Raw genomic sequence first — 12,832 nt, 5'->3', positions numbered from 1 at the left:
GCTACTTTATCCATATACCTATTGAGTCAAACCTTTTAAGCGAAACCTGCTGAGCCAGACTTGCTGAGACTGTCACTCTGGCCAAGCTTGAGACTGTATCACCTCCAAGGTTTAAACACAAGACTACAATAATCCTAATCCACGTAATATAGCTGCGCCTATCGCCATAGCAAATAATGACACCACGGTGGTAAATGCCAAAATATTCGCCGCCAACACCTCATTTCCCCCCATTGCTTTTGCCATTACATAACTTGCTGCTGCCGCTGGAGACGCCACCATCAAAAACAACACCCCCATGTGCACACCTGTCAGACCAAAACCTAGCCCCACTCCGACAGCCAAGAGTGGCGCAATAACGATACGGCCTATACTGGCTTGCATCGATAAGCCTGATAGATTGAGCATTGAGCGGACATCGAGCGTCGCCCCAGCACAAATAAGGGCTAAAGGTAACGCCAATGCGGATAAAAATTCGCCCGTTTGAGTGATGACATTGGGTAGACCCACAAATGAGACACTTGATGCCAGTGCTTTATAACTAAATGCCACGACTAAAGCGATAATCAACGGGTTGGTGAGCATCTTCTGCACCAATAGTATCCAGCGTGAAGAACGTACTGAGGTCACAAATTGACGGGTTTTGTTGCTATTGCTATTGCTATTGCTATGTGCAGAATTAACATTAACCGTGCGTTTAGTATTGTCAGACTCACTAGACTGCTTAGCCGTTGTATTCTCAACTGCCGTTCGGCTAAGGGTGATGACCGCCAGTATATTAAATACAAGGGTCAATATCCCCATATATACCGCACCCACGCTCACCCCTTGAGAACCATAGGCATTGGCAACTGTTGCGAGACCTATAATACCCATATTACTGCGAAAGACGCCTTGTACGAAAACGCCCTTGTCTTCTGCTCTCTCGATGAACTGTTTGGCGTACCATTCTGCGCCAAAGAATAACAGCAAGGTCACCACAAACCCTGCAATAATCAGATTGATTTGCTGCATAAAGTCAACATGACTTTGTGTCACGCTAAAGAAAAGTAGACAGGGTAATGCGTAATTAAAAACTAATTTAGAAGCTTCGTCGACGAAGGTTCTACTAATATGGCCGTGTCTTTGCATAAAAAAGCCTAACCCCATTAAAAACAGGTTAGGCAATACAATATTTAAGGCAAAGACAATAGCGTCAATCATACATCGCTCACTATCTATTTATGGTCTTGTTTTTTTTACCCAGTCACCCTTGTCATTTTTCTCATAGACATTTTCGACAGCAGCCCAAGCCGTTGCAAACCAACGTGACTCGTCATCATATTGCTCAGAGGCACTATTAAAAGCGGCAAGGAATATCTCTTGTCCATGCTTGGGTAAGTTGTCCTTGACCTGATCTGGCAGATCTGAAAGCTTATCATAAGGCATTTTTGACTCCTTTTAGGGGAAGTAGCTAATTATGGAAGCAGCTAATGATTAAAGCATCAATTTATAAAAATAGCGAGCTGCGTCAGAAACTAAGAGATTAAACCCTATCAACTAATAAATACAGTCAACTAAAAATCCCAGTCATCTAAGAAGTAATGGCAGCCATCGCTTTGCGCTGTTTTTTCAAGGTCATACCCAATAGCTGGATAGCTGCTGGGGTAACTCCACTAATTCGGCCAGCTTGAGCTAAGGTGGCAGGGCGAATCTCATTGAGCTTTTGTACAATCTCATTGGACAGTCCAGAGACCACACTATAATCAAAGTCGTCAGGAAGCTCAGTATTTTCTAGGCGCTTCATTTGATCGATATCTTCTTGCTGACGATCAATATATCCGGCATATTTAACCGATATCTCGATCTGCTCACCCACATCTGACGCCACCTCGGCACCCGTTATGGTAGCGATATCATCAAATCCTACTTTAGGTCGTTTTAATAAGTCGTAAGCCGTGGCTTCTTTTGATAGAACCTCACCTGTTCGCTCAGCAAACTTTTTACCCAGCTCATTGTTCGGTGTTGCCCACATATCTTTTAAACGCGCAGATTCCGTTGCGATAGACTCCATCTTTTGTTGATAAGCCTCCCAGCGATTATCATCAACCAACCCAAGCTGACGGCCTATTTCGGTTAACCGCTGATCGGCATTATCCTCACGTAGTAGCAGTCTATATTCTGCGCGACTGGTAAACATACGATATGGCTCTTTTGTGCCATAAGTTATTAAGTCATCGACCAATACACCTAAATAAGCTTGATCACGACGCGGTGTCCAGCTGTCCATGACTGGATTATCTTGAGTCGATAACGCAGCGTTTATACCAGCGAGAAGACCCTGTACACCGGCCTCTTCATAGCCTGTCGTGCCATTAATCTGACCAGCAAAGTACAAGCTATCAATTGACTTAGTTTCAAGCGTCGGCTTTAAGTTTTGTGGGTTAAAATAATCATATTCAATGGCATATCCTGGACGCGTCACATGGGCATTTTCAAAGCCCGCCATCGTACGGATAAACTCAATTTGCACATCAAACGGCAAACTGGTTGAAATGCCATTTGGATACAGCTCATTCGTGGTTAAACCCTCTGGCTCAACAAATATTTGATGACTATCTTTATCCGCAAAGCGATGTATTTTATCTTCAATAGAAGGACAATAGCGTGGCCCTACCCCTTCGATCGTACCTGAGAATAGAGGCGAACGATCAAGATGCTGACGAATAATGTCATGCGTCTTCTCATTGGTATGGGTAATATAACAGTTAACCTGCTCAGGGTGCATATCCCCATGCCCCATAAAGCTCATGACAGGCAGGGGTGTATCACCAGGCTGAACCTTCATCACACTAAAGTCAACACTACGTGCATCAATACGGGCGGGCGTGCCTGTTTTTAAGCGTCCTACTGGCAGCTTCAATTCACGTAAACGCTCAGCAAGCTTAATAGACGGCTGATCACCGGCGCGCCCCCCTTTAGAATTATCCATACCGATATGAATGACACCACCTAAGAAGGTACCTGACGTCAAAACAACGGTTTTGGTTTTAAAAATAATACCAGTAGAGGTCACTACCGCACAGGCCTTACCATTTTCCACAAGAATGTCGTCCGCGCCTTGCTGGAATAGATCAAGATTAGGCTGGTTTTCTAACGTATGGCGAATAGCCGCTTTATATAAAATACGATCCGCTTGGGCACGAGTGGCACGAACTGCGGCCCCTTTTCGACTATTTAAGACCCGAAACTGTATACCAGCTTTATCGGTCGCCAATGCCATGGCGCCACCTAAGGCATCAATTTCACGCACCAAATGTGACTTACCAATACCGCCAATGGCAGGGTTACAGCTCATCTGCCCCAATGTTTCTATATTATGGGTCAACAATAAAGTCTGAGCACCCATCCGTGCTGCCGCCAGCGCCGCTTCTGTACCCGCATGTCCTCCCCCAATGACAACGACGTCATAGGATTTTGGATATGTGATACCAGCACTATGCGATGTGGTCATTGATGACCCACTATTTAGTGAACTAGTATTTGGTGACATAACAGATGCCTCGCTTGCGGTTGACTGTATAGAGGATGAAAAGATAAATGCTGTTTGCAAAAGATCGTCAGTTAAGGAAGTGAGTAAAAATCGTTAACAGCCTTAGCTTAGCAATAATTTAGCATTGAGAGAATTATAAAACCTTGAGTCACTTGAAACTTGAGTCACTCGAAACTTGTGTTACTGGAAAATAGAATAACAGGCAATTATAACAGAATTTGAGCAGTTACAATAGTCGAGCAATGATAATGCAATACCAAATCTAGTCATTCACTTATCAATGAAAGTGAGTGCCATTACGACATATCAAGCTAAAATAGTAGTTTCAACAAGCTTGTCAAAGGCCTGCCGATAAAGATAACTTATTTTAAAAACAAGGTATTAAATAGCCATAGTCGCACCATAGTCACTATGCAAACTTTAGCTCGTTCACAGTAACTTGTTGACATTTATTTGTTCACATTAACTTGAAAACTAATGTGAAGATAATAAAGGTAGGTTAACTCTTATGCTTTATACTTACTGTATTCAAAACGATACCTAAATATTGAGAAAATATAGAATTATTATAGGACTATTGTAGCTTAGGTTGCCTTTTTGACTTAAATGTTGAAATAATATAAGGCTATACTATTTCTATATTGAGGACTGCATGAAAAACACTGTTATATCAAATCTAGAAATTAAACGACCTGCCTTAATACCCTCCTCTAACCTATTAAATTATGTCATACCTCGTGCGATCTCTTTTAATGTTTTAAAGCGCAGCTTATGGATGGCTTTTACAGTTTCCGCACTTACGGCGTGCAATACCTTATCAAGCACCAATCATTCAACTCAGTCTTCATCGAGCAGTGTTCCAAGTTATAGCAATAATTCTACTTCCAATAGTGAGTCTCGCTCAGAACTGACAGGCGACACTAAACCTAAGTTTGCAGCAGACGCTAGTCGCCATGAGTATCAGCTACAAAATGGGTTAAAAGTCATTATCAAAGAAGATCATAGATCGCCTGTCGCCATGGCTCAGATTTGGTACGGGGTAGGCTCGACCGATGAGCCTGATAATAAAGGTGGTATTTCCCACCTTCTTGAACACATGATGTTTAAAGGAACTAAAAAAGTATCTGGCTCAGATTTTGATAGACTCATCGCTAAATATGGCGGCGATCACAATGCGTTTACCAGTTATGACTACACCGGCTACTATGAGATGTTTCCTGTCAATCGTCTGGATCTGGCTTTAGAGCTAGAAGCAGATCGTATGATTAACTTACGCTTTGACAGTGATGAATTTGTGCATGAGTTTGCTCAAGAACGTAATGTGGTTATGGAGGAGCGCCGTCAACGTACTGATGATAACCCTTTGGCCAGAGCCTTCGAAAAGTTTAGTAAGCTAGCTCTACCAGATAGCCCTAAGGGAGAGTCCATCATTGGGCCAATGGATGAAATTAGCAACACCTCTATCGAAGATCTAGAGAAGTGGTATAAAACCTGGTATGCACCAAACAATGCAACCTTAGTAATTGTCGGTGATGTCAACCCAGATGATACCTTAAAAAAGGTTAAGCAATATTTTGGTCAAATCGATCGTAAGACCCTGCCCCAGCGTCCTTCTGTTCAGCAGCGTGGATGGCGTGGCTATCAGGAAAAAACCTTACTTGAGTCTGTCAATGTACCAACCTTAATGATGGGATATAACGTTCCAACCTTGCTAAGCACAAAAGTTGCGAATGTACCTGAAAAAGAAGCCTATGAGTTATTGATGTTACAATATTTGATGGATGGCGGATTAGCAGCACGATTTGAAAAAAATCTAATTCGTGAACAAGGAACGCTTGCCTCAGTGGTCGCTTACTACAGTATTTTTGAGCGCGGAGATGGTCTGTATATGATTCAAGCGACGCCTCGCGAAGGAGTTAGTCTTGCACAAGCGCAACAAGCAATTATCAAAGAGATAGACAGATTTAAAACTGAAAAGATAAGCCAACAAGAGCTTGAACGTGCTCGAAATAATGTGGTCAAAGGATTTGTTTTTTCTCAAGACAGTGTGGCCGGTCAAGCTAACATGATAGGCAGTATGCAAGTACGTGGTCTTGACGACCGTTTAATTACCACCTTATCTGATAAGCTGGCTCAAGTCACTAGTGACGATATTAATGCCATTGCGAATAAGTACTTGGTGAAAGACAATTTAACGGTGATGCATGTAGAGCCAGCTCAAGCTAACTGAACCCTCAATCTAATTAAACTAGGTCAACTATAAGATTTAAATTAGCATAATTTGAATTAATATGGCTTGGATGTGCGACATAATAACCTTACGTTAGAACACACATTACTTTAAAACACACCACATTGATGCGTCTTTTATTATTAAAACCACTGATGGATTTGTTATGAAACTTGACCCCTTAGCTTATTTAAGAGTAAAACCTACTTTAAAAATACAATCAACAAGATCAAAACCAGTAAAAGCACAATCATTAACATTAAAAGCAACAGTCCTAAAAACAGCGATATTGACTGCTTTATTAACCACAGTTAGTATCAATAGCTTAAATGCCAATGCTGCGACTCCTAATACACCGGCCGGTGAACATACAGCTGCTGATGTGGACTTAACTCAGCCCATCCAAGCTGTAGATAACTTAACCAGCTTAAAATCCGACAAAAAGCTGGATATGAGAATACCCGAATTCAAACATTTCAAAACCAGTAACGGGGTACCGGTTATCTTTTTTCAAACCAATCAATTACCAATTGTCGATCTTGATATACGTTTTAATGCCGGTAGCGCCCGAGATGAGAGCATTCGAAAAAATGGATTTGGACTTGCCAGTATGGTCGCAGGCATGTTGACTAAAGGCACCAAACAGCTTGATGAGACACAGTTTGCAGAAGCTGAAGAGCAGTTAGGTATTGAGCTAAATAGTGGTGCTTATAAAGATCAGTTTGTGGTCAGCCTCCGCAGCTTATCGGATGATGAGCATCTCACTCCTGCGTTGACACTAATGAGTAGTATGCTAAATGAACCAAGATTCGATGAGCAGGTACTACAGCGATCTAAAGCTCAGCAGATATTAGGTCTTAAACAAATGCAGCAAAACCCTGCCTACATCGCTAGCACAACCTTTAGTCAAGCACTGTACGGCAATCATCCTTACGCACACTCGTCTTATGGACAGGTTGACAGTATTCCTAACATTGAAACTACTGATTTAAAGAAGTTTCACGATACGTATTTGGTAGCGCAAAACGCCAGTTTGAGTATCACGGGTGATTTAAGCTTAGCTCAAGCCAAACAAGTTGCTGAACTCGCTACTAAACAGCTACCCCAAGGCAAGCCTGCCCCCAAATTACCCGACCCTACACCTATCAAACACAGCAAAACGTTGCATGTCGATTTTGATAGTGACCAAACATCAGTGGTGATTGGACAATTGGGTTACCGCATAAAAGCGGATCCAGAATCAATGCAACGAGGCACTGAGTTTAGTATAGGCAATGAGGTATTGGCAGGCTCAGGATTTAACTCTCGTTTGATGGGTAAAGTACGTAAAGAGCTGGGTTATACCTATGGCATATATGGCAATATGACGCCTATGCAAGTACAAGGTCCTTATACCATCAGCTTTTCATCGCGTAATGAGAAGGCAGACGAAGCCATTCAAGCGACTTTAGAGACCGTGACGAATACTTTAGAAAATGGCATAACACCACAGGAATTTAAGCTGACCCAAGAAAACTTGATTAACAGTTATCCTATGGGTTTCTCAAGTAATGCCGCTATTAATGGCATGCTAGGTGGTATCAATTTTAATAAGCTGCCTGACAGCTTTGTCAGCGAGTACATCAACCGAATTGAGAAAACATCTATTGAGGATGTCAATCAAACGTTAAGACAGACATTGAACCCTGATAAATTTATTATTGTTACAGTTGGCAAGCCTAAACAGACGAAGTAATACCTATAAAAAAAGAAACCTAATCAGGTTTCTTTTTTTATAGTGCGTTTTATGGTGCCTTTAGATATTTATTTATTAAACAGGACGCGCCTAAATGTCATGTTACAGTCCATCATCATACTACCTTTTTTAGACGCTCAATTACCAGACACTTTAGTTGAACAATAAGGCTTAACTTTCGATTGTCACCTTAAGATTGTAATTCATCGGTGTAGAGTGATACTTGTAGCCTGTAAATTCAACACGAATGATGTGCGCATCGTTTTGCTTCACTTTAAACCAACCATTTTCAAAATCATGTATTTGCGGCGAAATTAAGTAGGCTTCCATCTGATTTGGACTAACCCCTACCATTATTGTTTGACCTTTACTGGGATACAAATAATAATCGCAATAATTATTAATCAAGACATCGTGATTGCGTTGTATAAAGTTTGAGTCAATTTTTAACTCAAGTTTTTTTGGACATTTTTTAGCTTGTTCATCAAGCAATTGCGCTTTATCCAATAATAATGTTTTATTATCACCGGTATCATTGGTGTATGACTGTGTATTGTTCAAATGAGTCGCGTTAGAACCTGCATCACTCATACCAATACCACTGGACTCAAAACTATTTAAATGGCTACTTAACTGAGTGCCCATTGTATTATTTTGAAAATGACTGTCCATTGAATCCTTGCTATGAGAATCAACGTTTTGTGAAACAGTGCTTTGTAAATCAGTATCGTGACTATTTATTGAGTGCAATTTGACAGACCCTACCGAGTCTACATTTTCAAAACTTGTGAGTTTATTTGTCGCTAAGGTAGGTAAACCTAAGTCAGAGATATCCTGCCATTCGTTATTATTGTTATGATTTCCAAAAAGTGTATCGACTTGGTCGCAGCTGGTAATAACCAATGCAATGATAGGTATAAAAATAGCCTGATAACACGATCTTAATTTCAACTCAAATTCCTTAATTATATATGCCCTCTGTGCTTCTTAAAATCAATCACAATATTTCTGATCATTAGCCTTATATTGCCTGACAATGGATAAGCAAGTGCTAGCGGGTAATAAAAGAAAATTTCATATGACGGAGCATTAAGAAAATAGCATGACCTCATGCGTGACTATGTCAATCATCGCTAAAACTAGGCTATTGTCAAAACAAGGTTTTTTACTAAAAAAACCTTGTTTTGATGAATAAAACATATTATACACCTATTTTACATAAATGTAATAGAAATTAACATAAACTTAGATTGAGTTAAGTAAATAACTTAATTTGAATTTAGATAACGACACGGTGAGTCGTACCTAGAGTTTTGAGTACCCCAATATCTATAGCCTTGAGTGTCTATATGAATAGCACCAGTTGAATACAGTCCAAGTCCGAAGTCGTAACTTTCACCACGGGCTGACCAGAACTGGCATAGTCTGTCTTGCAATATACTGTTTAGCCAAGGCTGGCCTTCATATTCGGGAACCCAAATATCGATAGCACCATTAGTCATGTGCTTACTACCACGTGCGCCGCCCGCACAAGCATTTAGATCAGGAGAGCGATACGCTGAACGTATTTCGGCACTAGCAGGTATCACCCCTTGCCTTTTTAACTCATCGTACAACTGAACCGTTCCTACCATATTTGGCCATAACTCGCGAGGCGGCAACTGAAATTGCTCATAGCCACATTTTTCCCAGCTGCGTGCTGTTGACAATAGCTGTTCAGGAGGTGGCACCTCTGATCGACCAATATAATCATTTAAATAACGCAAATATTGTGTGACTTCACCGGCTCTGTAAGCACTCCTATTTAACCACTGTTTATAAGCTAAAGTGGTGTCTAATGCTGAACTTGGATAAGAGTATGAAGAGCTGTTAGAGGTATCTATTCGTCTATTTTGCTCTATCGTTAAATGGTCAGATTCATACTCTTCTTCAGCATCTCGAATTAAGACCCCAATGCTATCTGAGTTAGCTTTTGGGCTGCTAACTTGCCTATTTTTAGCAATATTGTTGCGACTATCAGGATAAATAACACTTGAAGATCCTATGGTTCGTTGTTCATGGATACTTACACCAGGTTTATAATTTGGATTAGGCTTATGATTTGGGGCAGTACAGCCCGCTAATAGGGCAGCAGTCGCAACGGTAAAAAGGCCTAAATACGTCTTTAAGTAACAGCTCATAGCTTTCTAATTTCCAGTAATCTATAGGTCAATATGGTCAATAACGTCAAAGTTGATAAGGACAGTATCTAAGGTTGATATGACGGCTAACATAAAGTGTCAATAGTCATATGTAGTGACAGGTGCCAGTTAAGCTATTATTGTTATTGAATAAGATGCTATTCTCGTTTTAAGATATTATCAAATTCGCATTACGATACTATCAAATTTGATCAAGTCACGCTAAACTATAGTCACTAATACCTTGCTGCACTATTGCTCGAGTTTATACAAATTGCTATATCGCTATCAATTTTATTTTTTCACCTGTGGGGTGTATTAAACTATTCGCTTAAACGTTCTAAGCCTTTTACCTTTTATTAATTGTGGCTTAGTCTCTATATTCTAATCCATTGTAATCCTCCTCGCTTACTTGAAACCACTACTTATGTCAAAGCAACAACAGTACCGATTTTCTCGTCAAACCCACCATTTTGGGCGTGATGAAAATCCCAGTATTTGGGAACGTATTCATATTGATCCTTGGCTCATGTTGCTGCTTTTGACAGTCTGCTTTATCGGTTTGACTATTTTATACAGCGCCTCTACGCAAGATGTATCAATGGTTACTCGGCAGATGGTGAGCTATGGCATTGCCTTTGTCGTCATGATAGGTATGGCACAAATTCCGCCAAGCCTGTATCGAGACTTAACCCCGATTTTTTATATTATCGGCCTCGTCCTACTGATACTGGTAGATTTAATCGGCGAGGTTCGCATGGGCGCACGGCGCTGGATAGGAATACCAGGGTTTGGCAGTGTTCAACCTTCAGAATTTATGAAGCTTGGATTGCCGATGATGTGTGCGTGGTATCTGTCGCGTCGAGACTTGCCGCCTGATATTGTAACGGTATGTGTGACATTAGCTCTCATCATGGTCCCGGTATTTCTTATCGCAAGCCAGCCTGATTTAGGTACCTCTTTACTGGTTGCTGCCAGTGGTTTTTTTGTTCTGTTTTTGGCAGGGCTTCCATGGTGGATGATCGGTTCTGCGATCGGATTGATGATTCCTATGGTCTGGGCAGGCTGGATGTTCTTTATGCACGACTATCAAAAGCAACGGGTATTAACACTATTAAACCCTGAGGCGGATATGTTAGGTGCTGGGTGGAATATCACTCAGTCTAAGACAGCCATTGGATCTGGAGGTCTGACTGGCAAAGGGTATCTTGAAGGGACACAGTCTCATTTACACTTCCTTCCTGAGGGACATACTGACTTTATTATTGCCGCCTTTTCAGAAGAATTTGGGTTATTAGGGGTGAGTGCTCTACTATTTATTTATGCGTGTATCCTTGTTCGTTCTCTATTTATTTCCTCAATACATGTACATACTTATGGCCGACTTCTTGCAGGCGCCATATCCATGTCCTTTTTTGTCTATGTGTTTGTCAATATTGGTATGGTCAGTGGCATATTACCCGTTGTCGGCGTGCCTTTGCCTTTGATTAGTTATGGAGGTACTGCTGTCATTACTTTGATGGCGGGCTTCGGGCTATTAATGTCTGTCTATACTCATAATACTAAATAGCTTTTAAAGGGTCTATAAACGACATTCCTGATTATTCAATATTTAATTAATCACTATTTAAATAATGAATACTTAATTGTTCAATGCACACGACACTAACTGTCGTTTAGAATCAAACTCATACTGGTTATTACACGTATTTACTTAACAATTTGTTATCATAAATTATTAAAATTTTATAGGTAACACGGTAGTATGGGTTCAATTAATTACGAAAGGTTGCAAGGTAAACTCAATATTTTGGCTGATGCTGCCAAATACGATGTGTCCTGCTCATCCTCTGGTGGTAATCGTAAAAACCAAGGTGGCGGTCTTGGTGATGCCTCAAAAACAGGGATTTGCCACAGTTATACTGAGGACGGTCGCTGCGTCAGCTTGCTTAAAATCTTATTAACCAATCATTGTATTTACGACTGTGCTTATTGTACGTCTAGACGCAGTAATGATACGCCACGTGCTGCTTTTAGCGTGGAAGAAGTGGTTGAGTTAACCATGCAGTTTTATAGACGTAATTATATTGAAGGACTATTCTTAAGTTCTGGGATTTTTAAAAGTGGTGACCATACCATGGAACGCTTGGTTGAGGTGGCTAAGTTGCTTCGTACCCGTGAGCGATTTAATGGCTATATTCATCTAAAAACCATTCCTGGTGCCAGTAAAGAGCTACTTTATCAAGCAGGTTTATACGCTGATCGTCTCAGTGCCAATATCGAAATACCCACCAAATCAGGTCTAGCGCTACTGGCACCAGAAAAGAACCACTCCCAGTTGCAAGCGCCTTTACAAACGGTCAAAGAAGAAATTATTACCATCAAAGAGAGCCGTAAAAAGCATAAGTCTGCGCCCAAATTTGCCCCAGCGGGTCAAACCAGTCAGATGATTGTTGGTGCTAGTAATGAGACTGATCTTCAAGTCATCCAGTTATCTAGCCATTTTTATCAAAAATATGATCTAAAACGCGTGTACTACTCAGGCTATGTGCCTATGTTATCAGACAGTCGTTTGCCAGCATTAGGGACTCCTGTGCCGATGGTTCGTGAAAATCGCTTATATCAAGCAGATTGGTTAATGCGCTTCTATGGGTTTGGGGCTCATGAAATTGTAGAGCCCGAAGATCCTTTTTTAGATTTGGAATGTGATCCAAAGTTGGCGTGGGCTATCCGTCACCGTGAGCACTTCCCTGTCAATATTCAGCACGCGCCTTATGAGTCTATCGTGCGTATTCCTGGTATCGGTATTAAGACGGCGAAAAAAATCGTCAAAGCGCGCAAGTTTAATCAGATTACCTTAGAGCATCTCAAAAAAATGGGGGCAGCGGTCAACCGTGCAAAATACTTTATTGCCACGACCGGCAAGAACGAGCATCTTGCGCATCTAACCCGTGACAACTTCCGTCAATACGTGCTGGCTCAGACACAGACGAAATTTAAAGACGAGCGCAGTGGTCAGTTGGCTTTATTTTAAATTTTTCAACGCATTTTATGGTTTGTCCTGTTATCTGATCTTTTTAAAGGTGTCCTGTTATATGTATCTTGTAATAGGTGTCTTCTGATTAGTGATGAAAATAGGCCATAATTTTCACGAC

General features: G+C 41.0%; 9 protein-coding genes. 4 read left to right on the top strand and 5 right to left on the bottom strand.

The genetic code is table 11. The features are described 5' to 3' along the window. Positions 1 to 123: 123 nt before the first annotated feature. The 3 genes from AC21OG_RS08315 to mnmG all read right to left on the bottom strand — a co-directional run bounded on the left by AC21OG_RS08315 (position 124) and on the right by mnmG (position 3,469). Positions 124 to 1,203 (bottom strand): AEC family transporter, encoded by a 1,080-nt coding sequence (locus AC21OG_RS08315; RefSeq protein WP_487377664.1) that lies wholly within the window; start codon positions 1,201 to 1,203, stop codon positions 124 to 126. A gap of 18 nt (positions 1,204 to 1,221) precedes the next feature. Next, a complete protein-coding gene (locus AC21OG_RS08310; RefSeq protein ID WP_487377665.1) occupies positions 1,222 to 1,428 on the bottom strand; it encodes a ChaB family protein in 207 nt (68 codons plus the stop codon). Between the two features lie 145 nt (positions 1,429 to 1,573). Continuing rightward, entirely contained in the window at positions 1,574 to 3,469 is a 1,896-nt protein-coding gene (gene mnmG, locus AC21OG_RS08305) for a tRNA uridine-5-carboxymethylaminomethyl(34) synthesis enzyme MnmG (protein ID WP_491185081.1), read from the bottom strand. 715 nt (positions 3,470 to 4,184) lie between these two features. On the opposite strand from mnmG, the gene AC21OG_RS08300 reads away from it, so the two are divergent. Next, complete coding sequence (locus AC21OG_RS08300; RefSeq protein ID WP_487377666.1) at positions 4,185 to 5,762, top strand: M16 family metallopeptidase; 1,578 nt, start codon at positions 4,185 to 4,187, stop codon at positions 5,760 to 5,762. Between the two features lie 166 nt (positions 5,763 to 5,928). After that, complete coding sequence (locus tag AC21OG_RS08295) at positions 5,929 to 7,497, top strand: M16 family metallopeptidase (RefSeq protein WP_487377667.1); 1,569 nt, start codon at positions 5,929 to 5,931, stop codon at positions 7,495 to 7,497. A gap of 171 nt (positions 7,498 to 7,668) precedes the next feature. Here the strand turns inward: AC21OG_RS08295 and AC21OG_RS08290 are convergent, their stop codons facing one another. Together AC21OG_RS08290 and AC21OG_RS08285 are read right to left on the bottom strand one after the other, a co-directional pair. Further along, the gene (locus AC21OG_RS08290; protein WP_487377668.1) at positions 7,669 to 8,448 is read right to left on the bottom strand and encodes a hypothetical protein; all 780 of its coding nucleotides are present in this window, start codon (positions 8,446 to 8,448) and stop codon (positions 7,669 to 7,671) included. 317 nt (positions 8,449 to 8,765) lie between these two features. Further along, positions 8,766 to 9,677, bottom strand: a complete 912-nt coding sequence (locus AC21OG_RS08285; protein WP_487377669.1) for a D-Ala-D-Ala carboxypeptidase family metallohydrolase — start codon at positions 9,675 to 9,677, stop codon at positions 8,766 to 8,768. 427 nt (positions 9,678 to 10,104) lie between these two features. On the opposite strand from AC21OG_RS08285, the gene rodA reads away from it, so the two are divergent. Together rodA and AC21OG_RS08275 are read left to right on the top strand one after the other, a co-directional pair. Continuing rightward, positions 10,105 to 11,247, top strand: a complete 1,143-nt coding sequence (gene rodA, locus AC21OG_RS08280) for a rod shape-determining protein RodA (RefSeq protein ID WP_487377670.1) — start codon at positions 10,105 to 10,107, stop codon at positions 11,245 to 11,247. A 195-nt stretch (positions 11,248 to 11,442) separates the two neighbouring features. After that, complete coding sequence (locus AC21OG_RS08275; protein WP_486547442.1) at positions 11,443 to 12,711, top strand: putative DNA modification/repair radical SAM protein; 1,269 nt, start codon at positions 11,443 to 11,445, stop codon at positions 12,709 to 12,711. The last annotated feature ends 121 nt before the right edge of the window (positions 12,712 to 12,832 follow it).

Source organism: Psychrobacter sp. CX5 (assembly GCF_057621535.2).
Note: the sequence above shows the minus strand (reverse complement) of the source record. Positions and strands in the feature narration are given on the sequence as shown.